The organism is Parafrankia irregularis (genome assembly GCF_001536285.1).
GTDB lineage: Bacteria > Actinomycetota > Actinomycetes > Frankiales > Frankiaceae > Parafrankia > Parafrankia irregularis.
The window spans coordinates 549129-575965 of the sequence record NZ_FAOZ01000001.1; the positions used below are offsets into that span (position 1 = coordinate 549129).

A 26837-nucleotide genomic window follows, 5' to 3' on the forward strand; every position below is an offset into this window, starting at 1 on the left:
CCAGGGAAATCCGGCCACCCACTCGCGCAACGGCCGAGTATCAAGTGACTACCGACCACCGCGACAGCTCGGCGGGATGTTACACCCGGCCACCTCGCCGGCCGGAGGGCCAGGGTATCTGTCGGGCTCTGCCGATGATGACGATCCGCAATGTGGCGACGGTTTTACGGGTGGCTCAGCGTGGCCACCCGAGCCGCTTCAATCACCCGCGGGCGGGCGGCGTATCGCCGGGTAGAGGACCTCAGCCGGGCCCCGGCGGTAGAGCGCGGCGGGCCGGCCTCCGTCGCGGGTGGTCGAGCGGCCCACGGGTTCCAGGAAGCCGCGGGTTCCGGTCACCTTGCGATGGAAGTTGCGCGGGTCGAGCGGGGCACCCCAGACGATCTCGTAGACCCGGCGCAGCTCGGCCACGGTGAACTCGACCGGGCAGAACGCGGTGGCCAGGGTCGTGTACTCCAGCTTCGACCGCGCCCGTTCCAGCCCGTCGGCGAGGATCGCCCCATGATCGAAGGCCAGGCCGGCGCCGTCCACCTCGCCCTCGCCGACCCCGCCCTCGCCGACCCCGCCGCGGGTCACCCGCTCCGCGCCGGCGACGGCGGCCACGGGGACGAACTCCGCCGCCGCCGCATCCGTTCCGGATCGCGGCTCGGGTAGATCGGGCGCGAGGGCGAGGAAGGCGATCGTGACGACTCTCGCCCGCGGGTCACGGTCGACAGCGCCGTAGGCGGCGAGCTGTTCCAGGTGCGCGCCCGGCCACCCGGCCGAACCGACACCCACCACGGCCGGCGCGGACGTGGCCCGAGCGGTGCCGGCGCCCCGTTCGGCCTGCGCGAAACCCCGTTCGGCTGGTGCCGGCTCGTCAAGCCGCAACCCGGTCTCCTCCGCGAGTTCCCGGCGGGCGGCCGCCCCGAGCGTCTCGTCCGGGCGGACGAAGCCACCGGGCAGTGCGAGCGCCCCCGCGAAGGGTTCCAGCGCACGGCGGACGAGCAGCACGCAGAGCTGATCGGCCCGGATCGTGAGGATCACCAGGTCGGCGGTGACCCCGTAGGGGGCGTAGCCGTCCACGGTCAGCTGGTTACCCGCGGGCGGGCTGCAAGGCGTCCCACGCCTGTCCTCGGTCACGCAGCTGACTGTACCGGCAATCTCGTCATATTGACGAGAACTGGTCTGCCTCGTTATCGTCACTTCGACGAGATCGAGCGGCACTCGGGCTGGCCAGCAGCGACACAGACGGCCAGGCCGGCCACGAGCACCGCGAAGACAAGGAGATCCCCATGGCGGACATCAGCCGCGCCCTGTTCCTGCGTCACCTGCGGGGCACCCCGACCGCCTACGTCCGTCACCTGCGCGGCGGGCGGGCCCGGCACGAAGGGGTCGGCCTCACCTTCTGGTACCAGCCGCGCACCGCCGTGATCAGCGAGGTTCCGGTGGACGACCGGGAGCTCCCGCTGCTCTTCCACGCCCGCACGGCCGACTTCCAGGACGTCGCCGTGCAGGCCACCGTCACCTACCGGGTGGCGGAGCCCACGCTGGCCGTCCTCCGCCTCGACTTCGGCATCGACCCGGAGACCGGCGCCTGGCGCACGAACCCGCTGGAGCAGCTCGGCGGCCTGATCGTCGAGACCGCCCAGCAGCACGCCTTCGAACTGCTGGCCCGCACCACGCTGACGAACGCGCTGGTCGACGGAGTGCCGGCCGTCCGGGAACGCATCGCGACCGGGCTCGAGGGCGACCAGCGGCTGGCCGAGACCGGGGTCGCGGTCGTCGGGGTCCGCGTCATCGCGATCCGCCCCGAACCGGAGCTGGAGAAGGCGCTGCGCACGCCCACCCGGGAGCAGGTGCAGACCGAGGCCGACCGGGCGACCTACGGCCGGCGCGCCCGGGCCGTCGAGCAGGAGCGCCGCATCGCCGAGAACGAGATGCAGAACCAGATCGAGCTCGCCCGCCGGGAGGAGGAACTGGTCGCCCAGCGCGGCACCAACGACCGGCGGACCGCGACGGAGAAGGCGGCGGCGGCTCGGATCGCGGTGGAGGCCCAGGCCGAGAACGCCCGCCTCACCGCGGCCGGCGCCGCCGAGGCGACCAGGCTGGCCGCCGCCGCCCGCGCCGAGGAGATCGAGCGGGTCGGAGCCGCGGAGGGCGCCGCGGAACGGGCCCGGGTCGAAGCCCTGCGCGACCTGGACAACCGGGCGGCGATGACGCTGGCCGTGCGTGACCTGGCCGGCAGTCTCCCCGACATCCAGGCACTGACCATCACTCCGGACGTCCTGAGCGAGCTGCTGACCCGGCTCGCCGGTGCGGCCCGGACGGGCGGCGCGACCCACACCGGCGGTGCCTGATGGCCGCGCTCGCCCCGCGGGTCGTCCTGGTCCATCGGCGCACCGAGTACGCCGAGCTGCTAGATCGGCACGGTACCGCCGGGCAGGCCGCGTTCTTCCTGGCCAGCCGGGGGCGGGACCTCGCCGAGGTGCGGGCACGTGACGCCGCGGTGACGGCGGCCCGCCGGGCGGCGATCGCCGCCGTCCCCGCCGACTGGCGCCACGGTGAGGTGGAACGCTCCGATCTCGACCGCTTCCTGTTCGCCCCCGACGACCTGATCGTCTGCGTCGGCCAGGACGGGCTGGTCGCCAACGTGGCCAAGTACCTCGACGGGCAACCGGTCATCGGCATCGACCCGGAACCCGGGCGCAACCCCGGGGTGCTGGCCCGGCACTCGGTCGGCCAGCTCGCGGCCCTGCTCCAGACCACTGCGGCAGGCACGTCAGGCGGGGCTCCGGCCCAGGCCCGGACCCCGTCGGCCCGGACGGTGACCATGGTCGAGGCCAGGTCCGACGACGGCCAGCGGCTGCTCGCCCTCAACGAGATCTATGTCGGCCACGCCTCCCACCAGACCGCCCGCTACGAGCTCGCCGCCCCCGACCACACCGGAGCCGTCCGCTTCGAGCGGCAGGCGTCATCCGGGCTGCTGGTCGGGACGGGAACAGGCTGCGGCGGCTGGTGCCAGTCGGTGTGGCGCCAGCGCGGCAGCCAGCTGGCCCTGCCGCACCCCGAATTCCCCGGTCTGGTCTGGTTCGTGCGGGAAGCCTGGCCGTCACCGACCACCGGCGCCACCATGGTCGAAGGCCTGCTCCCCGCATCGGCCAACATCGAGCTACGCGCCGAGTCCGAACGCCTGGTCGTCTTCGGCGACGGCATCGAATCCGACACGATCACCCTCACCTGGGGCCAGCGGCTGTCGGTCGGCGTCGCCGAGCACCGGCTCCGCCTCCTGTAACACCGGCCTGAGGATCGGGCTGACGTCGGCCCCCTCGGTCCCGTCGGCCCCTGAGCCGACCTGGTGAGGCACGGCGACCGCGTCAGCCTCCCGGAGCGTGAGATCCAGCGCCTGGCGCAGGCTGGCGTTCTCCTCCCGCAGCCGGCGCAGCTCCGTGAGATCCACATGGTCCCGGCGGGGGTCCTGGCTGCGTACCAGCTCGGCCTGGCGCACCCAGCCACGTAACGTCTCCGCGCTCACCCCCAGCTCCGCGGCAACGATCTTGATCGCCTGCCAGCCGGATCGCTGGCCCGGCCGAATGCGGGCGACCCTGGCAACGGCGAGGGCGCGAATTTGCGGTGAATATCTGGTCGGGCGGGCCATGGTCAGGTGGCTCCTACGGCAGATAAAGAAGGACGTCCGCAAACCCGGGTACAGCCCCCCGAGAAATTGGCTGCAGCCTTCGGAACAGCCGGAACAATCACCGGACATTCCTTGGGCATCGGCGGTGCGGGTACACCTGCGCCCGGCCGCCTCGACCACCGCTCGCGCGCCGGCGGGCGAACCGTGGAAGAACCAACAATGCAAGCCACCCCACGCTGGACGCACTTGCCAAACAAAAGCTCCGGTCAAGGACTATGACAGACTTCACGCCTGCTGTCAGCAAGTCGCTTCGAATTCATCGCCTCCCCCGGACACCCGAGCCCCGCATGACGAAAACCCGCAGGTCAGCTGCCACCGCCCCGGGCCAGATCTCACCTGGCGGGAGAGTCGGAAACATCCGCGCCCTGGTCCGAGGAGGGCCAGGGGGCGACAAACCGCTGCCTACGCTAGGGTTCGCCGACAGCCTCCGCCTCGCCCGAGTCGCCGGACACCTCAATGTTTCCACCAGGTAACAGGTCTTTGTGTGTCCCACCTCACAGCGCTTCCGCAGTGTGATCCGAGAGCCGGCCACGCCGGGAAGCAATGCTACGAAGGCCGTGAGCAGCGCCGATCCAGGCCCGGTTTAGACCCAAGCAGCCATCACCTTGGGTGACCAAAATCGACCACGGGCCACCACTCCCCTGACGTTCCGTCACGATCCCCGGAAGCAGGGTTTCTTGAGTGAGTTGCGCAGATCGTTTTCGGGCGTCATTTTTCAGTGATCGCCGTGGCCTCCGTTCCCCTCCGGAGGCCACGGCGATGTCATGCCCGAAAACCTGCGGATCGGAGTTCACGTGCTAAGGGCCTCTCCACCACACCGGCGTAAACCACTCCTACATGTCCTCTGCGTATTGCTGGTCGCCGTTCTCGCGTCCACGGTCACCCAGTTCCTGCCCGCGCTGCGCGCGAGCGCGTCGGCCGCGCCCACGGAGCCCGCGCAGGCCACGCCGACCGGGCCGGCCGAGCGGCCGGACCTCATCTCGGCGCAGCTCGCCGCTCGCGCGGAGAAGCGGCGGATCGAGATCACGAACGACCGGACGGAGACGACGTCCACGTTCGTGAACCCGGACGGCACCATCACCGTCGAGTCCTTCTCCGGCGTGCACCGCATCCGCCGGGGTGACGGCTGGGTCCTGGTCGACACCACCCTCGCCCTCGTCGACGGCAAGGTCACGCCGAAGGCGGCGAAGGCCGACGTCGTGCTCTCCGCGGGTGGCGGCAAGGCCGGCGGCGATGTCGCCCGGCTCGCCGACGCCGGTCGGGAGGTCGCGTTCGCCTGGCCGACCGCGCTGCCCGCACCCGAACTGAAGGGCAACGTCGCCACCTACAAGGCGGTCGCGAAGGACACCGACCTGCAGGTGGAGGTCACCCCGACCGGGTTCGACGTCCAGATCGTCGCGCACACCCCGGCCGCGGCGCAGGCGGCGCTGAACCTGCCGATGCGGCTCAAGGGCGTGACCGCGGAGCGGACCGCCGGCGGTGAGCTGCGGCTGTCCGGCGGCGGGAAACTCGCCGCGCGCTCCCCGACCCCGCTGATGTGGGACGCCCACGTCGACGAGAAGACAGGCCTGCCCGACCGTACCCGCACCGTCGACTCGGCCCTGTCCGGTGGCGGCACGGCGACCCCGACCCTGGCCCTGCGGCCGGACAAGAAGTGGCTGACCGACCCGGCACGGCAGTACCCGGTCACCATCGACCCCGCCGCGGTCCTGCCCGACAACTTCGACGCCGACGTCGCGAGCGCCTACCCGACGACCAACTACGACACCTACCAGTACCTGCGGGTCGGCGCCTACCTCGGCTCGGTGCAGCGGTCGTTCCTCAAGTTCGACACCACCGCCATCGAAGGCCGCCACGTCACCGCCGCCACCCTGAACCTCTGGCAGGCCGGGTCCACGACCTGTGACGACCAGCCGACGATCGTGCAGGGCTCCGCGGGCCTGTCCTCCGGCGCGACGTGGAACACCCAGCCCGCCTCCGACGGCACCACCTGGGGATCGGCGAGCTTCAACGAGGGCGCCGACAACAGCTGCGGCGCCGGCCCGGCCAACATCGACATCACCAGCCTGGTCCAGGCCTGGTCCTCCAACGGCCAGCCCTCCCCCGAGACCCTGACACTGCGCGCCGCGAACGAGACCCTCGACGCCCAGTTCAAGTCGTTCTACTCCGGCGACACCCTGCTCCCCCCGCAGATCTCCACCACCTACAACTCCTACCCGGGCACGGTCGCGAACCGGTCCACCTCCCCCTGCTCCGCGCAGTGCGGCGGCAGCCCCGCCACCGTGCTGACGAACAGCACGCGACCGGTGCTTTCGGGTGCCTCGACCGACGCGGACGGCGCACCGCTGCGGCTGGACTTCGAGGTGTGGAACTCCGCCGGCACCACCAAGATCACCGACGGTTCGGTCTCCGACGTCTCCCCGAACGCCACCGCGTCCTGGACCGTCCCCGCGAGCGTGCTGACGAACGGCACGAGCTACCAGTGGCGCTCTCGCGCCTACGACGGCGTCGACTACTCCCAGGCCTGGTCAGGCTGGATCCCGTTCACCGTCGACACCACCGCCCCGTCGGCACCCACCTCGCTGACCTCGGCGGCGTGGACGTCGGGTGGCTGGTCCACCACCACGTCGGGCACGATCTCGTGGACGTCGCCCGGTGGTGACACCGCGAGCTTCCTCTACGGCCTCGACGAGCCCTCCCCCAGCACCGAGACCACCGGCACCACCACCCCGACCCTGACCCCGGGCGCCGGACTGCACACCCTCTACGTCCGTACCAAGGACAAGTCGGGCAACCTCTCCCCCGTCGCCTCGTTCGGCTTCGGGATCGGCACCGGCGCGCTGGCGAGCCCGGCGGAGAACGCCCGGGTGCAGCGCTTCGTCATCCTCGAGGGGCAGGCGCCCAGCACCCAGGTGTCGGTGACCTACCAGTACCACCTGGGCACCAGCAGCAGCGCGACCTGGTTGGACGTCCCCGTCGCCGACACGGTGATCGACGGCACGTCGACGCATCCGACCTGGCCGGCGGCGCGTAACGGTTCCGGGGTGTTCGACCGGCAGAACTGGAACCTGCCCGGCACCCTCGGCGGCGGCTCCGACGGCCCCGTACAGCTGCGGGCCTGTTTCCGTACCTCGGCCAACGTCGTGTCCTGCACCGCCGCGCGGACGATCGAGTTCACCCGCAACGCCTTCGGTGACTCCAACGTGAACAGCCAGGTCGGCCCCGGCACGCTGGCACTGCTGACCGGCGACTACTCGCTGTCGGCAACCGACGTGTCGATGCCCACCTACACCGGTTCTCTCGCCGTCGGGCGGTCGACGACCACGCTGACCCCGCCCTCGGCGACCAGCGACCCATCCGGCGTCTTCGGCCCGGGCTGGACGTCAGACCTGCAGGGCCCGGAGACCGGCGCTGCCGGCAGCACCCTCACCGACACCACCTCGACCACGAACACGGTGTCACTGACCTCGAGTGAGGGCACGCCGTCCGCCTACAGCCGCACCGGCTCGGGCTCGTACCCGTACAGCTATGTCGGTGTCGGTGACACGGCCACGGACGGGTCGAAGCTGGTCAAGGACTCCGCCACCCAGTTCACCCACACCGGTGCCGATGGCACGAAGACCGTGTTCGTCTCCAAGACCGTCGGCTCCGCCACCATCTGGGTGACCGACCGCGTCGAGGAGCCCGGCTCCGCGACCACCTCCACCTACACCACCGACAGCGCGGGCCGCGTCACCCGCATCCTCGGCCCGGTACCCGACGGGGTCACCTGCACCACGCTGGTCGCCGGCTGCCGCGCGCTGACCTTCACCTACGCCACCTCCACCACCGCCACCGGCACCACCCCCGCCACCTGGGGTGACTACACCGGCCGGCTCGCCTCGATCTCCATGTCGCTGAACGGGGCGTCGGCGGTCGTCGTGGCGCAGTACCGGTACGACAACACCGGCCACCTGCGCGAGCAGTACGACCCGCGCCTGGACAGCGGCGGCACCCACCTGTCCACCACCTACGCCTACAACGCCGCCGGCCAGGTCAGCTCCTACACCCCACCCGGGCAGGAGACCTGGACCTTCGGCTACGACACCTACAACCGGATCACCACCGTCTCCCGCGCCCGGCCCGCCGGTGCCGGCACCGCCACCCAGACCATCGTCTACGGCCTGGCCCTCACCGGATCAGGCGCGCCGATCGACATGGCCGCGGGCGTCGTCGACGACTGGGGACAGCGCGACCTGCCCTCCTGGGCCACCGCCGTCTTCCCCGCCAGCCGCGTCCCGTCGAACCCGCCCGTCGCCGCCGACTGGCCCTACGCCGACATCACCTACCTCAACGTCGACGGCCGGGAGGTGAACTCCGCCTCCTACGGCAACGGTGCCTGGCAGATCACCACCACCGAACACGATTCGAACGGAAACGTCATCCGCGAACTCGGCGCGGAGAACCGCAACCAGGCAGTCACCTCGACCGCCGACACCGACCCCACCGTCACCGCGCTCACCGACTCCGCCGCCCGCGCCCAACTCCTCGACACCGACACCGTCTACTCGACCGACGGCGTCTCGGTCACCGACACGTTCGGCCCGACCCACCGCATCGTCGACGACACCGGCGCCCAGTACTCCGCCCGCCAGCACGTCCACACCGACTACGACGAGGGCGCCCCGTCCTCGACCGACCCCTACCGGCTGCCGACCACCGTCACCACCACCATCCGCCTCGCGAACGGCTCGGACACCGAACCCCGCAAGACCATCAACGGGTACGAGGCCAAGAGCGGCGCGGCGGCTGACACGTCCGGCTGGACCCTGCGCACGCCCACGACCATCGCCACCTGGATGGGCGGCGGATCCACCCCCAACATCGTCCGCGCCACTTACTACAACAACGCCGGAAACCCCGTCGAAACCCGGCAGCCCGCGGCCAACGCCGCCGGCACAGACGCCTACACCAGCGTCGTTTCCTACTACACCGCCACCGGGTCCGGTAGCTGCGTCAACGCATCCTGGACCGGCCTGACCTGCACCACCGGCCCCGCAGCCCAACCCACCAGCGGAAACCCGCTACCCGTCACCAGCTACACCTACAACAACCTCAACCAGCCCCTGACCAAGGTCGACACCGTCACCTCCGGCAGCACAACCACCCGCACCACCACCTACACCTACGACACCGCCGGCCGCCCAGCCTCCGAGGCCATCGCGGCCAGCCCCGCCGCGAACGGTGGCACCGCCGTGCCCACCGCCACCTACGGCTACAGCACCACCACCGGCCTGCTCACGACGACGACCGCGTCGTCGATCACGCTGACCACCGGCTACGACACCTGGGGCCAGGCCACCTCCCAGACCGACGCCGACAGCAACACAGGAACCGCCACCTACGACATCGACGGCCAGGTCGCCACCCTCAACGACGGCAAGGGCACCTACACCTACGTCTACGACACCGCCACCGAACACCGCGGCCTCGTCACCAGCCTCGGCGTCGGTGCCGGAAGCGCCCCATCCACCTTCAGCGCCACCTACGACGGCGAAGGACGCCTTGCCGTATACACCTATCCAAACGGGCTCACGAACACGACCCGCTATAACAACAGCGGAGAGCCGACGAGCCTCGTCTACGCCAAGTCGGGCACACCGTGGCTGACCTTCTCCCAGGCAAGTTCCATCAGCGGAGAGATACGTAGCGACACCACAGCGGCGGCAGGGAAATCCATCGGGTACGACCTCGCCGGCCGGCTCACCAGCGTCGTCGACGCCGTCAGCTACGGCGGACCCAGAAGCTGCACCACCCGCGTATACACCTACGACGCGGACTACAACCGCACCGCGGTGAACAGCTATCCCGACGCCGGGGGCCAGCCCGACACCGGGAACTGCTCCACCACGACCACCCCGATGATCCTGTCCAACGCCTATGACCAGGCCGACCGGATCACCGACACCGGCTACACCTACGACCTGTTCGGCCGCACCACCGCGGTACCCGCCGCCGATGCAGGTGGAACCGCGCTCACCGTCGGCTACTACGTCAATGACCTCGTCGAATCCCAGACCTCGGGCTCGGCAACCCGCACCTATGCCCTCGACCCGGCTCGCCGTATCCGCTCCTGGACTGACGGCTCGACCACCTCGACCAACCACTACACCACCGCCAGCGGCGACAGCCCCGCCTGGATCGGTGTCACCGGCGGAACCTGGACGAGAAATATTCTCGGTATCGGTGGCGATCTGGCAGCGGTTCAGAACAGCGCCGGCGCTGTCACCCTTCAGCTCGCCAACCTGCACGGCGATGTCGTCGCCACCGTCGACGACAGCACCGGCGCCACCGCCATCGCCAGCTACGCCGAATCCGACGAATTCGGCCACGCTTACTTCGCGAGCACCGCTTACGCCCGCTACGGCTGGCTCGGCACCCAACAGCGGTCCCGTGACAGCCTGGGTGGACTTGTCATCATGGGGGTCCGCCTGTACAACCCCGTCACAGGCCGGTTCCTTTCCAAGGACCCCGTCGTCGGCGGCTCCGCGAATCCATACGACTACGTGAATCAGGACCCGTACAATTCGTTCGACTTCTCCGGGACCCAGCCGACCGATTACAAGCAGTGCCCACTCGGACTCCAGTGCTCCGTATCCCGTGTAATATTCTGGTATAACCCCTGGCCATCGAACTGGCGCAGGGACTGGGTAGGGTCGATAATCTGGAGATTTGCCAGCAAGGGCTTCGTCAAGAGTCGCGAGTTCCAGGAGCGCAGGGTAACAAACACGTTCAGGAGGTACTTCTACTTCAATCGCCGTTCCCAGGACGTCAGGCTCTACTACGTCGAGGGACGCGCCAGAGTGCGGCTCGGAGTCCCCATCATTCCCTGGTCCTACCCCGCGCCGGCCTTCTCGTCCGCCTGGAAACTGACGGGATACTGGACCGCATGGGTCTAGAAAACCCAACGTCCGCAGACCCTCCACCAACTCCATGAGACCTGCCGGTTTCCGATGATCCTCGCGGTACCAGCAGTCCACGGAAATCCTCGGACCGACTCGGCCCACGTCAGGCGTCATCGGGCGAGCCGGCCTCGGGAATCACGCATCCGCTGAGCGCTGGAAGCCGCACTGGCATCGCGAAGGACCTGCGATGCCAGTGCGGTTCCGTCTGACGGGACTGCCGCCCTGGAGGGAGGCCATGACGAGCGGCGGAGCCGACGCACAGCCGCGAACCGGGCCATTTAGCGAGCCGTCCAGCGCCCCCTGAGGCGGTACGACCCCGCCGTCGACGACCCGCCTGCCGGCCGTCGGATCCGGCTGCTCAGGAGGACTCGGGACTCAGCGTGGTGACCAGGCCGGTCAGGCTCTCCTGGAAGATCTCCACGAACCGTGTCATCCCGGCGGGATCGAACAGGCGCCGGTGGTGGCAGAAGGTCAGGCGGAGGCGATCGGCGCTGCCGGCGGCGCAGATGAGAAGACCCTGCGGCATCCCGGTGGTGCCGATCAGGGACAGTCCGGTGATCCGCACGGTGCCCTTCGGCGCGAACCGGAGGCCGTCGACCCGGCTGATGTTGCTGACGGCCACGCTCGGTGCGAGGAACGGGCGGGCCATCACCGCGGCGCAGCGCAGGACGGTGGTCCGCAGCGGTCGCGGTACGGCTGCCATCACCGTCCGCACCGCGACGGTGAGACCGTCAGCCGCGCAGACGGCCGGATTCCGTTTGGCGGCGAGGGTCTGCTCCACCACCGCCGCGGCGAGAAGGCCTGGCACCGCACGCTCGGCGGCGGACGAGCTGATCATCACCTGGCCCGACCGGTTACCCAGTTCCCGCGCTCCCTCCGGATCCGGTGACCTCGTCGCGATCGGCATACGAACGAGCACCCGGCCGCTCGGGCAGCCGTTCTCGGTGTTCCAGCGCTCCACCGCCAGGTGTGCGGCCCCGATCAGCAGGTCGTTCACCGTCATCCGCCGTCCGTCCGCCAGCCGCACGGGAGGCGGCACGGGCAGGTCGACGGGGTGCACGCCATACCCCTGCGCATGGCTCGGACCACACGGCGCGAGGTACGACACCGGCCGGCGGCGGATCGGTGGGCCGATGGTCGCCGTCCCTGCCCCGAGCGGCTGGCCGGCCTCCGTGGTCCGTGCCGGCTGACGGCGGGAGGGCCCGGGTTGACAGTGCCGCTGGAGCGGAGCCACCAGCGGCTGGCGCCCGGTCGCCAGCCGCTGACGGGGAGCCGTCGATTCCTGCGGCGCCGGTCCACCGGCCCTGCCCGGGACGGTGTGGTCTGCCGCGCAGCCAGCGATGATCTCCTGGAGGAGGGTGAGGACGCTCATCCCATCCAGCGCCACATGATGCGCGGTGAGGCCGACGACGTCGCCCGCCGGCCGGTGCGCGAGCAGCAGGCGAACAGGCGGTTGTGTCCGCAGATCGAACGGTCTGGAGCACAGGGATTCCACCGCGCGCCAGATCGCCCGCTCAGCTCCCGCCTCATCCAGGGACGTGGTCTGAATTTCGTATATCAGATCCGATGCCAGGCCCGGTTCTGCCGAGAGATCCCAGGATGACGGTGTGCCCACCCCACCGGCCAGCCGTGCTCCGGCGATCGGATGGTCGCGCAGTGCCCGCTCCAGCGACTGGCGCAGGTCCGCCAGACGGATCGCGGCGTCCGTCTCCGCGATCAGGCCGACGGTGAGCGGCGACCGTCTTCGGTCCGACGCGACAATCAGTTCCTCGTCGAGGGTCAGGGCCCGCCGTAGCCCGGCCTTCGGCCGGCGGGCCGCCACGGCGGATAGGCCACCGGGCCGGGCCGCCACCCGGGCGGCGGCCCGGCCCCCCCAGTCACCCGCACCGCCGCCGTGCCCCCGGACCTGACCCCGCGGCTCATGACGCCTCGGCACAGGGGTGTTCGGCGCACGGCCCTTCGACTCGTGGCCGTCGCGCTCACCGCCGCGCGGCTCACGGCCGTGGCACAGATGGCCGGCCAGCGCCCCGATGTCGCCGCGCTGCGGTTGCCGGTTCCGGCAGTTCTCGACACCCGTGTTCATACCTGCCGGACGGGCGGGCTGTCCCGGTGCACCCTTGCTCAGCGAGGACATCCATGCGCCCCTTCCGTTCAGTCGATGATCGTGTTCTCTGGAGGAGTACGCCGACCGCGTCCCGGCGGCGGGACAACGCCTACCGAGCCACCCGGCAGTCGCCCGCCGGATGGGGCGGAACCGCTCGTGCCCGCCGTCGGACGCCCCACAGCATCGTCCTTCATGTTGGGCACGTGCCTAACCTGGTCACTACTTTCGGGCCATCTCCGGACCGCCTCCGCCGGTCGCAGGGCGAGGGCGGAGATCGTCGCGGCGAAGGCGAGGGCACCCAGGGCCTGGGCTGGCCAGCTGAAGGCGCCCTCGCCCGAGAACGGGATCGCGCTCGGGACGGTCGACACCACGATGCCGGAGCCCACCATGCCGGCCAGGGCCAGCAGGCCCGGCAGCCAGCGCAGCCGCCGGCCAAGCAGCACGATCAGCGGTACCACCAGCGCGACCACGCCCGCGACCAGGAAGACCGACAGGGTCGCCAGCGCGAGGCCCGTCCACAGGGCCGGCAGCCGCAGCCGCCCCAGCGCCCGCATCCCGGGCAGCCCGGCGGGGCTGAGACGGGCGAAACGGTCGGCCAGGCGGTCGGCGAGGCCGGGGCCGGCACCGCGCTCCTGGCGGCGACGACGGCGCTCGGCGCCGACGGAGTCCGGGACGACGGCGATCGCGGTGAGGATCAGCACCAGGCCGAGGCCGATGAGCAGGTTGCGGCGGAAGGTCTGGCCCGGATGGTTCTCGATGACGATCGTGCCGCCCTGGCCGGCGGGGACGATCCAGCCCTGCGCCCAGCCGTCGATGCGCACCGCGGTGAGTTCCTGGCCGTTCAGCGTCGCCGTCCAGGAGGCGTTCGCGTTCTCCCGCACCGAGACGAAGGACGCGGCGCCGGCGCCGATGTCGACGGTGCGCAGCTCGGAGCCCCAGTGCCCGATGGCCGTCGTCCGGGGCCTGTCGGTGCTCACCGCGGCGCCCTCGCCGACCATGCTGATCGCGTCGACGACCATGGTGGCCCCGCCGAGGTCGACCGACAGCAGGTGCGAGCCCGCGCCGAGCCTGACCTGGTTGTTGCCGGTGCACAGCTTCAGCTGGAACGGCCTGGCCGTGGCCATGCTGCTGTAGACGCCGGAGACCTCCAGGTCGTACCGGACACCGTCGATGATCAGTGACGGGCCCTCACCGCAGGGGATGACCAGCGGCGCGTTGGAGGTGTCGACCGCGGAGCCGGCCGGCGGCGGAATGGCGGTGGCGGTGCCCCGGAGAGTGAAGGTCATCTCGCGCGGGGAGTCGAACTTCCGCGCGAACGTGAGCTCCTCGGAGCCACCGAAGGGCTGCAGCGGGTCGGCCCGGTAGCGCTCGAACGAGTAGGCGACGAGGCCCTGGCTCAGCGACTCGAACGTGTCCGTCAGGTCGGACGGCGTCTGCGCGTACCGGTGAAAGCTCGCGCCGGGGATGTCGATCTCGCGGAGCCCGGCGCCGAGCGAAGGGTCGTCCTCGTTGGTGACCTTCTCCAGCGTGATCTTGAACCAGCGGCTCTCCCCCGCCGGCACGGCGAGGCGCTGGATGTCCTCGACCGGCTTGACCTGGGTGACGACGGAACCACGCTCGGTCGTCACCCGCAGTGCGTGCACCTCCGGGCGCCAGTCACCCTCCGCCAGCAGCCGGATGTCGATGTAGGGCGCCTCGAGCTCCCGGCCGACGTCGAGCTGGATCCACTCCCCCTGCGAGGTGGCGCCGTGCCGGCGTATCGCCGTCCAGGACGTCGACGTCTGGCCGTCGACGGCGGCCTGCGGGGCGAAGTCGGGGGCGGCTATCAGCTCGAAGCCGTACGACGACGCGGTGACCGACATCCCGTCGGCGTAGCCGGCGACCGTCTGGTGCCCGGCCGTCGGCCGGTCGGTCCACTGCCTGGGGGGCTCGCTCCTGCCGGCGACGCTCTCGTTCGGGCCCAGCAGGTAGGACGTCCCGTCGTGCACGATGCCGAAGGTGAAGTCACGGCGCGTGTTCGTGTCGGTCACCGCGAGGGCGGTCGTCGGGGTGATGACCTTCGACGCCGGTGGTGGGTCGGCGATCGGCGCGAGCGTGGTCGTGGGGTCGGCGTCGGAGCCACCCGCCGCCGCCGAGTACTCGTCGGCCTCGGCGAGGTCGCTGGCCAGGACGGTCGCGCGATCCGGCCCGAGCAGGCCCTGGTCGGAGAGCTGCACGGTCGCCTCCGGCCCGCCGGACACGACGACCCCGGTGCTCAGCGGGTAGGCCTGGACCATGCGGGCGCCGCCGGGCACCGTCCAGACCTCCAGGGCGGGCACCCGCTCCTCCGAGCGGCGCAGCGACTTGATCAGGCGGGCCTTGGAGCTGGTGCGGGCCTCGGTGGTCGGCCCGAAGGAGGCCGCCAGTTGCAGGCCCGAGCTCTCCAGGGCGCGGTGCAGCTGGTCGGTGGACGCGGGGATGTCCCAGTCCTTGATCTCGATGTCGTTGCGGATGAGCACCATGCCCACGCCGGCCCGGGCAAGTGTCGTCGCCAGCCCCGGCGTGTCGCCGGTCGCCATCATCTCCTCGATGCCGTCCAGGAGCCGGGTCGTTCCGACGCCCCCCAGCGGGATCAGGTTGCGCACACCCCAGGGGGAGTCGGCAAGCCACTGCATCGGTTCGTCGAGCGGCCGGCCCCAGTCGTACTCGCCGAACGGGGCGCCGGGCAGCACCAGGGTGCGGCCGCCCTCGGGATGGTCGGCGAGCCAGTCGGCCGCCACGGTCCAGTAGTCCGGAACCTTGTCGAACGGTCGCGGCTGCAGGCCTTTGCCCTGCAGCAGCGGGAGCATCGCGACGACCAGGGCCGCGACGGCGGCCAGCGACACCGCGACGGGCAGGACTCGGCGCCGCGACGCCACCGGCCCGCCCACGGTCCGGTCCGAGGCCCCGCCCGCGCCCCCCGCCCCGTTCCTGGCCGCCGCCGAGATGGCCAACGGCATGGTTTCCTCGAGCCGCGCCGGCTGGTCGGACGCACCGCCGCCGCGCCCGCCGCTCCACCGGGCGCCGCCACGCCGCGGCAGGACACGGCCGGGATGGCGTTCAGGTGCCTGGCCACGGCGCCACGCCATCGCCACGGCGAGGAGGTGCGCCAGGCCCAGCGCCAGCGGCAGCCGCACCACGGGCTGGAACTTGTAGACGTTGCGGAGGAAGCCGAAGGGCTCGGACAGCAGCGAGCGCAGGCCGCCGGCCAGCGGGCTGACCGGTTCACCCGAGTACGCCGAGGAGACCGCCACGACGCCGGCGGCAAGGGTGACCAGCAGGAACCGTCGCGCCGGCAGGTCACGGCGGGTGAGGCCGACCAGGCCGAACCCGGCCACCAGCGCGGAGGCGACGACCGGCGTGGCGCTGCTGACGTACTCCCGGGCCGCGGGCAGCCATGCCATCGGCAGCTCGAGGTAGGCCATCCAGTCCGCGGCGCCGCGCAGGGTCTCCCCGACCGAGGTCGTGGCGGTGGTGGTCTCGGCGGTCTCGGTGAAGGGCAGGAAGTTGATGCCGTAGCGGCCCTGGACCATCAGCGCCAGGACCCACCACGCGGTCGCCAGCACCACGGACAGGCACCACCAGGCCCGCAGCGCCCAGGCCCGCCGCCCGCCGCCCGCGAACGCCAACACCACAGCCGGGCCCAGCAGGACACAGAGGGTGACGGTCGCGTTGACGCCGCCGGTGCCCAGCACCGCCAGCCCGGACAGCGCCGCGGCGCGCCGCGGGGAGAGCCTGGCCGCCGTCAGCGTGCGGGCGTGCTCGCCGTCGTCGTCGCGGTGGCCGGTGTCGGCCCCGCCGGCGCCGTCGGGGCGAAGGGCGACGATGAGCGGGACGACCATCCAGGGCAGCATCGAGGCGCCGGCCATCGCCACCGACGTCGCGCCGATCTTGCCGAGGAACATCGGCGACAGTGCGTAGCTCAGCCCCGCCAGGACGCGGGAGGTGTGGCCACCGATCCCGAGCACCTCGGCGAGCCGCACCGTTCCCCAGGCCGCCAGGGTGAGCAGGACAGCCATCCACAGCCGCTGGGTGATCCACGGCGGGACGCCGAGCAGGTCGCCGATACCGAAGAACGGGCCCATCGGGAACAGGTAACCGGCGTACTGGTTCGGCAGGTAGCCGAAGTCGGACGTCGAGTTCCACAGATGGGTGGCCGCCTCCATGAACCGCCATGGCTCGAGCGGCACGTCCAGCTTGGTGTCGGCGGTCAGCTTGCCCGGTGCCTGCAGCAGGAAGAGCGTCGCGAAGCCCACGAACATCGCGACCAGCGACCACCGTGACGCGCGGTCCGGCGTCGGCCCGGTCTGGCCTGGACGCGGCCGCGCCGGCCAAGGGAGAACCCCGAACCGCCGCCCCCGGGAGCGCGCGGGCTCAGGGTCGGCGGCCGGGTCGGACAGACCCGGCCGAAGGGCGCTGTCGGCCGGGATGGCAGAGATAGCAGGCTCCAGGGCGGTAGTCGGGACTGACCCGACGTTCATACATCCTCACGCGAAACCGTACGGTACCGGTCCCGTCCGGACGGTCGGGCGGTCGTCGGTGCTGGTAGGAGGCCGGGCCCCGGTGGCCAGCCGGGCCGCGGTGGCTGGCCCGGCGCGGGAGAGCCGGCCCCACCGCGCCACCTGGCGCGGCCACCACGGCCGGGTGAACGGCCCGTCTGGGCCATCGTCACGGCCTGGTGCGCCCTGGGAGGTCGCGCGGATCCCCGGGTGGGACAGGCCAGCCGGACGCGCAGAGCACGGAGGGCTCCGGCGCCGCGAGTGGACCGCCCGCGGCGACCCTGGGCGCCGGAGTCTGCAGCGCGGCCGCCGGTGCCGGTGCTGCCGGGGCCGGGCTGACGGCCGCCGGCGTGACCGGCTCGGCGGGGGCGGGTCGCCCGATCACCGCCGGCCGGGCGACCACCACGGGACGGGCGAGCGGTTCAGGACGGGCGGCCGCGGCTGGCCGCGAGGGCGGCACCGGCCGCGCCGGCCGACCCGGTCGGGTGGGCGCCTGGCGCGGCGGCGCCCCGTTCGACGGCACCGCACTCGACGGCGAGACGTTCGTCGGCGAGACGTTCGATGACGCGACGTTCGATGGCGCGACGTTCGATGGCGCGACGTTCGACGGCACCGCGCGTGGGGACACAGGAGCACCGATGAGGTCCGCGGCGTCCACGACGCCCAGTTCGTCGAGTCGTTCCCGACGGGTGACCGGCGTCAGCCCGGCCCGGCTGAGATAGCGCCGGGCCCGCACGACGTCGACGAGCATCGCCGGGGTGTGCCGGGTCACCCGGAACGTCCCGCCGGGGGTCTCGTTCCAGCGCACCGGAACCTCCGCGATGCGGTAGCCCATCGAGCGCGCGATCGAGAGCACCTCGACGTCGAAACCGAAGCCGGTCGACCGGGCGAGGCTGAACAGGATCTTGGCTTCGGCATGCCGGAAGGCCTTGAAGCCACACTGGGTGTCGGCCACGTCCAACGCGGCGAGCGAACGGGTGAGCTGGTTGAAGGCCCAGCTCCCGGCCTTGCGGCCGCCGGTCCTGGTCGCACCGTCACCGATGCGGCGCGACCCGAGCGCGACCTCGGCGTGCTCGAGCGCGGCGAGCAGCAGCGGGAGGTCGTTCACGTCGGAGGCGCCGTCGGCGTCCATGAAGACGATCGACTGACCGTGGGCGGCGGCGACACCGGCCCGCACCGCGGTGCCCTTCCCACAGTTCCACGGCAGGCGCACGACCCGATGACTCGGATGATCACCGAACAGGTCCTCGGCGATGCCGGCGGTGCCGTCGGTGCTGCCGTCGTCGACGACGATCACCTCGACCCTGGGGATCCGGCTCACCACCGCCAGCAGGTGCGGCAGCGACTGCGGAAGTCGCCTCGCCTCGTTGTAGGCGGGGATGATGACGCTCACGGGCACTCGGTCCACTACTCACCCCTCGGCTGCGACGACAGGTGTGATGACCGGACTCTCATCGGATGGCTTCTGTCCGTGGCGACCAGTCTGAATTGCCGAGTTTCGGGGGAATTGCGTTCCCTGTCAACTTCGCACCATCCTGGCATGGGCAGCACATCCGAAGGCCACCGGGGCCCACGCTCACCAGTCATGCCGGCACAACAACGGCGACGACTTGACCGTCAGCACACGGACTACCCCGGAGGCCGCACTTTCGGAGCGGTCATGGCCGGTCGCCGGCACACCCGCAACCAGAAGGGCGGGACCCAAAGAAACCGTCCCGTCACCCAACGCCATTGCCACCTCCCGGGAGCGTCCGTCCTGTCACCTGCGGAAACGGGACTCGGTGAGGCGACCGGTCGAACGGTCACCGCCGCTGTCGACGTAGACACTTGCACGACAGGTCAGCTGGTGCGCCGCCCGCAAACCGCGCACCAGGCCCCCGCCGGGCCTCACCAGCGCTCCACATCCGCCGCCCGCGAAGCGCCATACCGGGCGGCGCAATCGCGTCGCACCCACTGCCACCAGCGGTTTCCGCGGTGATGTCGAACCGCCGAACCAGGCCCGCCCATCATCACGAAATGCAGGTCGTCACTGCGGCACCGGAATAGCACCATCGAGCAAACGGACGCTGAGCCACCGGATCGGGCGCAGATGTGCACCCGATCGCGGGGCGCCGCGACGCGTCCGGGCGTCTTCTCGTGCACCATACGGACAGGCACCGCGCGGCCGGCCACAGCGACCACAGCGACCGGATCGGCCCCGATCGGCGCCGCAGGTACACCGGCCGTCCCAGCCGACCAGCACGCCGGTACGCCCGGATCCGAGGGGGCCCGCATGCCAAGAGATGATCAGCATCGAGCGGACGCGATGTTGCGGGGGCTCGTCGGCGGCGGCCGCTCGCGACTCAGCCTCAGCGCGGCGATGCGGGCACGGGACGTCGCCCAGCTCACCGACGCCGATCTCGCCTGGGCGGAGGCGACCGTGGTGCTGCGCCACGCCTATCCGGCGCCGCCGCGGCCCGAGCCCGGACCGGGACCGGGAGCCGAGCCCGGAGCCGGACCGGCCCAGGGGCCCGGAGCGGTCACGGACCCTGGCGGGGCGCGCGGGCGCCCGACCACGCCGCCCGGCGACCAGACAGAGGCCTCCCGGCGCGCGGCGTCACCGCCGAACGTGCACCCGCGGCCGCCCGGCACCACGGACGGTCGGGGTCGGGGCACCCGCCCCCGACCGGGCAGCGCCCGCCCCGGGGCGGGGCGGGGCGGTCAGGACGCCGGCGCGGCCGGCGATGCCTCAGGGAGCTCACCCGAACGCTCGTAGGACGAGATCATCCGCAGCCGGCGGACGTGACGCTGCTCCTCGCTGAACGGCGTCGTCAGGAAGGCCTCCACGAACCCGATCGCCTCGGGTACCGAGTGCATCCGGGCACCGACGCTGACAACGTTCGCGTCGTTGTGCTGGCGGGCCAGCGTTGCGGTCTGCTCGCTCCACACCAGCGCCGCCCGCACCCCGGCGACCTTGTTCGCGGCGATCACCTCGCCGTTACCGGAGCCGCCGATCACGATCCCCAGGCTGTCGGACTCGGCGGCGGCCGCGGCCGCGGCGGCCATCACGAAGGGCGGGTAGTCGTCGTCGGGGTCGTACTCGGCGGGCCCGTGGTCGACGGGGGTGTGGCCGAGCTCGGCGAGCCGTGCGACGAGAGCTTCCTTCAGGTGGAACCCAGCGTGATCAGAACCAAGATGGACGCGCATGATGCGCCATCATGCCTGCTCGCCGCCCACCACCGCGCGGCCGGTGACGTACCGCTCGCCCCAGCCGCGCCTTCACCCCACCTCAGGTCGCACCTCGGTCACGCTCCGCGGACCGGTTCAGTCGAAGACCGGGTCCTGATCACGGGTGCGCTTGAGCTCGTAGAAGCCGGGGGTCTGGGCGACGAGCAGGACGCCGTCCCACAGCCTGCCGGCCGCCTCGCCCCGGGGCGCCGGGGTGACCACCGGGCCGAAGAACGCCGTGCCGGCGACGGCGATGACCGGTGTCCCCACGTCCATGCCGACCCGGCTGATGCCGTCGGTGTGGCTCGCGCGCAGGCGCTCGTCCCACTCGGTCGAACGCGCGGCGGCCGCCAGCGCCGGGTCCAGGCCCACCTCGACCAGGGCCGAGGCGAAGGTCTCCTCGGTGAGCTCGGCCTTCTGCAGGTGGCGGCGCTCACCGAGCGCCGTGTAGAGCGGGAGCAGCACCTCGTCACCGGCGGTGGCCGCGGCGGCGATGCAGACCCGGACGGGCCCCCAGGCCTGCCGCATGGCCTCCCGGTACTGCTCGGGAACGTCACGGCCTTCGTTGAGCACGGCGAGGCTCATGACGTGCCAGCGCGTCCGCACCGGCCGGACCTTCTCCACCTCCAGCATCCAGCGCGATGTCAGCCACGCCCACGGGCACAGCGGGTCGAACCAGAAGTCCGCGTCGAGGAGCGGCTGGTCCGCCGCGGAGCCGGAATCGCTGTTGACGGAGTCGACCGCGAGGGCGGAATCGGCTGTCATGGATCCTCCTGTACGCCTGTACGGCGGCACGGCTGAACGGGCAGGGCCGCGCGGGCGGGGCCCTGCCGCGCGAATGGCACGTGACCCGACCGTGACCGGACCATTCCTCGGACCGGCCACAGCGGTCCTCTGCCCACCTCAACCGTCCGCGGGCGTCGGATCCTTCCCTTCCGCGGCGAGATAGGTCGCGACCTTGTTCACCACGGCCACGAACGGCACCGCCGCGATCGCCCCCGGAATGCCGGCGAGCACGCTGCCGGCCGACAGCGCGATGACGATGGCCAGCGGATGCAGTCGCACCGCCCGGCGCATGATCAGCGGCTGCAGCAGGTGGCCCTCGAGCTGCTGGACGGCGATCACCACGCCCAGGATGATCAGGGCGTCACCCAGCCCGTTCGACACGAGCACGACGAGGACGGCGGCGATCCCGGCGACGGTCGCACCGATGATCGGAATGAACCCGCCGAAGAACGTCAGCAGGGCCAGCGGCGCCACCAGCGGCGCGCCGACCGCGACCAGCCCGATCGTGATGCCGATGGCGTCCACGGCGGCGACGAAGACCGTCCCGCGGATGTAGCCGGTGATCGTGTTCCAGGCCTCGCGGCCGGCGCCGCGAACTCGGTCCTCAGCTCCGGCGGGGAAGCGGGTGACGATCCAGTCCCAGATCCGCTCACCGTCGTAGAGGAAGAAGAAGGTGGAGAACAGCGCGACGAGGATGCTGGTCAGGACCTCCGCGGCCACCGAAGCCGTCGAGAGCACGCCGGAGACCAGCTTCCCCCGGTTGTCGGTGATGCTCTTGCGGATGTCGTCGACCAGGTCGTCGATCTGCCCCTCGGACAGGTGGAACGGCCCGTCCGTCAGATAGTCGCGGACCTGGTCGATGCCCTCGCTGACCTGGTCGGCCACGGCCGGGATCTCGTTGGCGGCGTTGAACCCCACGGCCACGCCGGCCCCGGTCACGATCAGGAAGAACACGATCAGCGCCGCGAACGCCGCGCCGAGCCGCGGCAGGCCCAGCCGCTGGAAGCGCTGCGCCAGCGGATGGATCAGCGCGGCGATCAGCAGGCCCGCGATCACCGGGATGACGACGGTACGAACCCTGCCGACCATCATGCTCAGGATGTAGACGGCGGTGCCGATGACGATCAGGCGCCATGACCACCCGGCGGCGACCCGCAGGGCGACCGGGACGTGCTGCTCGGCGCGACGCACCGTCGAGCTCGCGTGGGCTCCGTTCACGATCGTCCGCCGCCCGGGCCCCGAGGAGTCACCCGCGCCGTTACCCCCGGACGGCCGCCGCTCACCCCGCAGGGGCACCCGCCCCAGCCCCGCAACCCGACGCACGGCCCACCCCCTCGCTCCGGCGTCCAGACGATCCGCCCACCGGCCCCTGCGCCTTCCGGCACAGGCGCTCACGGCTCCGCACCCACGGCCCTGTGGCCGCCGGCGCGTTACCCGCCGGCGTACTGCCCGCCGGCACACTGCCGCCGGCGCGTTGCCCGCCGGCCCCGTGCCCGCTGGCCCCGTGCCCGCTGGCCCCGTGCCCGCTGGCCCCGTGCCCGCTGGCCCGTCAGGTGCTGTCCTCACGGACATCCAACCCGACGGGCCGGGCCGAATTCCACCAAGTCCCCGAAGAACCCGCGCTCCGTACGCGGTCGGGAGGCATCCGGCGTGCCCGCGCGCAGATCGGAACATCCCCGAAGCCGCGGCATCGTTGCGCCGTTTCCGCACCAGAATTCGACGGCCTCCGGCGAGGCCATCCGGCGCTGTGCGGCGTAACCCGTAGGTGGACGGAGCCCACCGCCGGGCGTGGGAGACTGACCAACGAGCAACGCCCGTCCCAGCTGACACCGTTCTTCCAGCTGGCACCGCCGTCCCAGCTGGCACCGCTGTTCCCCGCTGACACCGACGTTCCCCGCCGACACCGCGGCGTTTCCGCGAAAGGATCCGGGTGCCTCACAACCTCACCCGCGACGAGGCGCGCGAGCGCGCCCGCCTGCTGGCCGTCTCGTCCTACGACGTCGAGCTCGACCTGACGACCGGTGACGAGACGTTTCTGTCCAGCACCACCGCCACGTTCACCTGCGGCGAACCAGGTGCGTCGACCTTCGTCGAGCTGGCCGCGCCCGCGGTGCGCGAGATCGTGCTCAACGGCCGCCCGCTCGACCCGGCCGAGGTCTTCGACGGCTGGCGGATCGCCCTGCCCGGCCTCGCCGCGACGAACGAGCTGCGGGTGGTCGCCGAATGCGCCTACTCCCGGACCGGTGAGGGCCTGCACCGCTTCGTCGACCCGGTGGACGGCGCGGTCTACCTTTACACCCAGTTCGAGACGTACGACGCGCACCGCATGTACACCTGCTTCGACCAGCCCGACCTGAAGGCGGCTTTCACCCTCGCGGTGACGGCGCCGGCCGACTGGAAGATCATCTCCAACAGTGTCGTCACCGGAACCGCCGCGGGCACCGGGCCCGCCGACGGGGCCACCCGGACGTCCTTCGCGCCGACCCCGGTGATGTCGACCTACATCACCGCGCTGGTCGCCGGGCCCTACCACGAGGTGCGCGACCACCACGACGGCATCGACCTCGGCATCTACTGCCGCGGCTCGCTGGCCGAGTTCCTCGACCCGGACGAGATCTTCCAGATCACGAAGCAGGGCTTCGACTTCTACCACCGGGTCTTCGACTACCGGTACCCGTTCGGGAAGTACGACCAGCTGTTCGTGCCGGAGTTCAACGCCGGCGCGATGGAGAACGCCGGCTGCGTGACCTTCCTGGAGGACTACGTCTTCCGCGCGAAGGTCACCGAGGCGCGCCGGGAGCGCCGCGCCGAGACGATCCTGCACGAGATGGCGCACATGTGGTTCGGCGACCTGGTCACCATGCGCTGGTGGGACGACCTGTGGCTCAACGAGTCGTTCGCCACCTACATGTCGGTGCTCGCCCAGGTGACGTCCACCCGGTTCACCAACGGCTGGACGACCTTCGCGAACGCGGAGAAGGGCTGGGCGTACCGCCAGGACCAGCTCTCCTCCACCCACCCGATCGTCGCCGACGCCCCCGACATGGACGCGGTCCGCACCAACTTCGACGGCATCACCTACGCCAAGGGCGCCTCGGTGCTCAAGCAGCTCGTCGCCTGGGTGGGCCAGGAGGAGTTCCTCGCCGGGCTGCGCAGCTACTTCCGCCGCTACGAGTACGGCAACACCTCGCTGCGCGACCTGCTCGTCGAGCTGGAGAAGGCCAGCGGGCGCGATCTGGCGCCCTGGTCGGCCGACTGGCTGGAGACCACCGGGGCGAACACGCTGCGCCCCCGTTTCAGCACGGATTCGTCCGGTCTGTTCACCTCGTTCGAGGTCGTCCAGGAGCCGGCGAGCGCGCCGGCCACCGCGTCGCGCACGCTGCGGCCGCACCGCGTCGCGATCGGCCTGTACGACCGGGGCGCCGACGGCCGGCTGGTGCGCCGCGAGCGGGTCGAGCTGGACGTCGTCGGTGCGAGCACCGAGGTCGCGAAGCTGATCGGGGTGCGCCAGCCCGATCTCGTCCTGCTCAACGACGACGACCTCACCTACGCGAAGGTGCGCCTGGACGAGCGGTCGCTCGGCACCCTGATCGACTCGATCGGGACGATCTCCGAGTCGCTGCCGCGGACGCTGTGCTGGGCCGCGGCGTGGGACATGACCCGCGACGCCGAGCTGGCCGCGCGTGACTACGTCCGGCTCGTCCTGTCCGGGGTGGACGCCGAGGACGACATCGGCGTCGTCCAGTCACTGGTCGCCAAGGCGGCGCTGACCGTCGACAGCTACGGCGACCCGGCGAACCGGCCGGCGGCGCTGCGGGAGCTGACGGCCCGCGCCGAGCAGCTGATGCGCGCCGCGGAACCGGGCAGCGACCTGCAGCTCGTCTTCGCCACCGCGTTCGCCCAGACCGAGCAGCCGGAGCAGGTCGCCCGGGTGAAGGCGATCTTCGAGGGCGCCGACGTGGTGGACGGGCTCGTCCTGGACACCGAGCTGCGCTGGACCCTGCTGATCCAGCTGGTCGCGCGCGGGGTCTACGGCGACGCCGAGATCGACGCGGAGCTGGCCCGGGACAACACCGCGACCGGCGAGAAGCGAGCCGCCACGGCACGCAGCGCCCGTCCGACGGCCGAGGCGAAGGCCGCCGCCTGGGCGGCGGTGATGGAGTCGGACACGCTGTCGAACCATCTGGCGGTCGCCACGATGAACGGCTTCTGGATCAGCGACCAGCTGGAGCTGACCCGGCCGTATGTCGACCGGTTCTTCGACGAGATCGGCGGCATCTGGGCGACCCGGACGTTCGACAGCGCCCAGACCATCACCCAGATGCTCTTCCCCTCCGATGTCATCGAGGAGGAGACGGTGCGGCGGGTGGACGCCTACCTGGCCGAGCAGGAGCCGGTGCCCGCGTTGCGGCGGGCGCTGATGGAAGGCCGGGACGGTCTGGTGCGTGCGCTCGCCGCACGTGCGAAGGACGCCGCCGCGGGTTGAGCGGTCCGTCCGCGAAGGGCCGGTCCTGAGAGGGGCCGGCCCTGAGGGAAAGGACCATCCGGAGGGATCGGGTCCGCCGCGCCGGGCATGACAGCCGGCGCGGCGGGCGGCTCAGCGGCGAGCAGCGGCGTGGCCGGCGGGCACGCGGACAGCGGCGGGCGCCCCGGCGGCGTCGGCCAGCTGGCGCAGACCCGTGACCACACCGCCGACGAGATCGCCCAGCGCGAAGCTGGACGTCATCGCCAGGGTGGCGAGGCCGGCCGCGGCGTCACTGACGCGCTTCCTCGCGGCCGGCGTCGTCACGATCTGGACGAACCGCTGCCCAGGCGAGACGGCGATCAGGACCGCCTCGTCGTCGTGCCCATCAGCGAGGCCCCCCAGCAGACGCTCGGCGGTGAGCAACGGGTCGTCGCCCAGACCACCGATGCGGACGGCGAACCGGATGCCGGACTGGCTCTGCGCCGCCTGGCGGGCGCGTTCGAGCCGGTCAGCCTGCTCGGGGGTGAAGGCCTCACCAGGTGCCACTGGCACCACCCGTGCCCGGCTTCGCCGCCGAGCGCTTGTCGTCGAGGTCTTCCGACTTCTCACCGATCCAGGTCGTGTCGTGCTCCCACGGCTGACCCGGACGGTAGCGCGACGGCCGGCTCAGACGGCTCGTCAGCGCGGTGAGGATGAACGCCAGCAGGAAGCCACCGACGACCGTGCCACCGTAGATCGTCCAGGCGTGGACGGCCGACAGCGGGTCGGGGTCGTAGGTGGTCCCCACATCCTGCGCGGACGCGGACACCGCCAGGAACGGCACGGTGAACAGGGACAACGCGGCAACGGTCAGAGCGCGGCGCGCGGCGACCCGTCGGCCCGACCGGGAGGTCGAGGACAGGTCGCTGGCCGCGACGGACCGCCGAGACGTACGGCGCGGACGACGTGGAATCACGACCGGAAGGGTACCGGGAACAGGTGTCACCGTCCGACCTCAGGGGTGCGAGCTAGCTCGCCGAGGTCGCCGACCGGCCCGACCTCGGCGCCGCGAGGTGGGACACAGCGGTTCAGGGGCGCCGGGGGGTGCCGGTGCCCGCCCGATCGATCGACGGTGCGCGTGCGCGGGCGCGGGCGCGTGCGC

The 26837-nt window shown here is 71.6% G+C and carries 14 protein-coding genes and 2 pseudogenes; 6 read left to right on the forward strand and 10 right to left on the reverse strand.

Going from position 1 to position 26837, the window contains the following annotated elements; translation table 11 throughout:
- Nucleotides 1-198: 198 nt before the first annotated feature.
- Nucleotides 199-1119: an NUDIX hydrolase gene (locus tag AWX74_RS02260; RefSeq protein ID WP_479724488.1), complete on the reverse strand. Its 921-nt coding sequence runs from the start codon at nucleotides 1117-1119 to the stop codon at nucleotides 199-201.
- A gap of 152 nt (nucleotides 1120-1271) precedes the next feature.
- Here AWX74_RS02260 and AWX74_RS02265 point away from each other — a divergent pair, with 152 nt between their 5' ends.
- Nucleotides 1272-2336, forward strand: coding sequence for an SPFH domain-containing protein (locus tag AWX74_RS02265; RefSeq protein ID WP_091270969.1), 1065 nt, complete (start codon nucleotides 1272-1274; stop codon nucleotides 2334-2336).
- Nucleotides 2336-3271, forward strand: coding sequence for a hypothetical protein (locus tag AWX74_RS02270; protein ID WP_091270972.1), 936 nt, complete (start codon nucleotides 2336-2338; stop codon nucleotides 3269-3271). The genes AWX74_RS02265 and AWX74_RS02270 overlap by 1 nt, the downstream gene beginning before the upstream one ends.
- A 117-nt stretch (nucleotides 3272-3388) precedes the next feature.
- Here the strand turns inward: AWX74_RS02270 and AWX74_RS41080 are convergent.
- Nucleotides 3389-3742 (reverse strand): annotated as a pseudogene (locus AWX74_RS41080) (transposase); the annotation flags it as partial.
- A gap of 782 nt (nucleotides 3743-4524) precedes the next feature.
- On the opposite strand from AWX74_RS41080, the gene AWX74_RS02280 reads away from it, so the two are divergent.
- Nucleotides 4525-10611: a DNRLRE domain-containing protein gene (locus AWX74_RS02280; RefSeq protein ID WP_226931383.1), complete on the forward strand. Its 6087-nt coding sequence runs from the start codon at nucleotides 4525-4527 to the stop codon at nucleotides 10609-10611.
- Nucleotides 10612-10975: 364 nt separating this feature from the next.
- Here AWX74_RS02280 and AWX74_RS02285 read toward each other — a convergent pair whose 3' ends face one another.
- Nucleotides 10976-12751 carry a chromosome condensation protein gene (locus AWX74_RS02285; protein WP_226931382.1) on the reverse strand — a complete coding sequence of 592 codons (1776 nt, stop codon included), beginning with the start codon at nucleotides 12749-12751 and terminating at the stop codon, nucleotides 10976-10978.
- A gap of 17 nt (nucleotides 12752-12768) precedes the next feature.
- Nucleotides 12769-17001: an alpha-(1->3)-arabinofuranosyltransferase domain-containing protein gene (locus tag AWX74_RS02290; RefSeq protein WP_226931381.1), complete on the reverse strand. Its 4233-nt coding sequence runs from the start codon at nucleotides 16999-17001 to the stop codon at nucleotides 12769-12771.
- Between the two features lie 722 nt (nucleotides 17002-17723).
- Here AWX74_RS02290 and AWX74_RS42345 point away from each other — a divergent pair.
- A complete protein-coding gene (locus AWX74_RS42345; RefSeq protein WP_423212958.1) occupies nucleotides 17724-17960 on the forward strand; it encodes a pentapeptide repeat-containing protein in 237 nt (78 codons plus the stop codon).
- A 251-nt stretch (nucleotides 17961-18211) separates the two neighbouring features.
- On the opposite strand, the pseudogene AWX74_RS42350 reads toward AWX74_RS42345, so the two are convergent.
- Nucleotides 18212-18646 (reverse strand): annotated as a pseudogene (locus tag AWX74_RS42350) (glycosyltransferase family 2 protein); the annotation flags it as partial.
- Nucleotides 18647-19510: 864 nt separating this feature from the next.
- Here AWX74_RS42350 and AWX74_RS02300 point away from each other — a divergent pair.
- Nucleotides 19511-19993 (forward strand): hypothetical protein, encoded by a 483-nt coding sequence (locus AWX74_RS02300; RefSeq protein ID WP_131799387.1) that lies wholly within the window; start codon nucleotides 19511-19513, stop codon nucleotides 19991-19993.
- On the opposite strand, the gene AWX74_RS02305 is transcribed toward AWX74_RS02300, so the two are convergent.
- From AWX74_RS02305 to AWX74_RS02315, 3 genes are all read right to left on the reverse strand, one after another.
- Nucleotides 19939-20424, reverse strand: a complete 486-nt coding sequence (locus tag AWX74_RS02305; protein WP_054566880.1) for a ribose-5-phosphate isomerase — start codon at nucleotides 20422-20424, stop codon at nucleotides 19939-19941. The genes AWX74_RS02300 and AWX74_RS02305 overlap by 55 nt on opposite strands.
- A 117-nt stretch (nucleotides 20425-20541) precedes the next feature.
- The gene (locus AWX74_RS02310; RefSeq protein ID WP_091270986.1) at nucleotides 20542-21210 is read right to left on the reverse strand and encodes a mycothiol-dependent nitroreductase Rv2466c family protein; all 669 of its coding nucleotides are present in this window, start codon (nucleotides 21208-21210) and stop codon (nucleotides 20542-20544) included.
- A gap of 138 nt (nucleotides 21211-21348) precedes the next feature.
- Nucleotides 21349-22554, reverse strand: a complete 1206-nt coding sequence (locus tag AWX74_RS02315; protein ID WP_091270989.1) for an AI-2E family transporter — start codon at nucleotides 22552-22554, stop codon at nucleotides 21349-21351.
- 607 nt (nucleotides 22555-23161) lie between these two features.
- On the opposite strand from AWX74_RS02315, the gene pepN reads away from it, so the two are divergent.
- Nucleotides 23162-25717: an aminopeptidase N gene (gene pepN / locus AWX74_RS02320; protein WP_091270991.1), complete on the forward strand. Its 2556-nt coding sequence runs from the start codon at nucleotides 23162-23164 to the stop codon at nucleotides 25715-25717.
- A 111-nt stretch (nucleotides 25718-25828) separates the two neighbouring features.
- On the opposite strand, the gene AWX74_RS02325 is transcribed toward pepN, so the two are convergent.
- Nucleotides 25829-26242: a DUF5130 family protein gene (locus AWX74_RS02325; protein ID WP_242666031.1), complete on the reverse strand. Its 414-nt coding sequence runs from the start codon at nucleotides 26240-26242 to the stop codon at nucleotides 25829-25831.
- Nucleotides 26229-26681: a hypothetical protein gene (locus AWX74_RS02330; RefSeq protein WP_054566875.1), complete on the reverse strand. Its 453-nt coding sequence runs from the start codon at nucleotides 26679-26681 to the stop codon at nucleotides 26229-26231. The genes AWX74_RS02325 and AWX74_RS02330 overlap by 14 nt, the downstream gene beginning before the upstream one ends.
- Between the last annotated feature and the right edge of the window lie 156 nt (nucleotides 26682-26837).

Excerpts from the sequence above, each read along its gene's own strand:
- AWX74_RS02265 (WP_091270969.1), top strand. The coding sequence starts at position 1,272 with ATGGCGGACATCAGCCGCGCCCTGTTCCTGCGTCACCTGCGGGGCACC.
- AWX74_RS02270 (WP_091270972.1), top strand. The coding sequence starts at position 2,336 with ATGGCCGCGCTCGCCCCGCGGGTCGTCCTGGTCCATCGGCGCACCGAG.
- AWX74_RS02285 (WP_226931382.1), bottom strand. The coding sequence starts at position 12,751 with ATGTCCTCGCTGAGCAAGGGTGCACCGGGACAGCCCGCCCGTCCGGCA.
- AWX74_RS02290 (WP_226931381.1), bottom strand. The coding sequence starts at position 17,001 with ATGTTCGTGGGCTTCGCGACGCTCTTCCTGCTGCAGGCACCGGGCAAG.
- AWX74_RS02300 (WP_131799387.1), top strand. The coding sequence starts at position 19,511 with ATGCCAAGAGATGATCAGCATCGAGCGGACGCGATGTTGCGGGGGCTC.
- AWX74_RS02305 (WP_054566880.1), bottom strand. The coding sequence starts at position 20,424 with ATGCGCGTCCATCTTGGTTCTGATCACGCTGGGTTCCACCTGAAGGAA.
- AWX74_RS02310 (WP_091270986.1), bottom strand. The coding sequence starts at position 21,210 with ATGACAGCCGATTCCGCCCTCGCGGTCGACTCCGTCAACAGCGATTCC.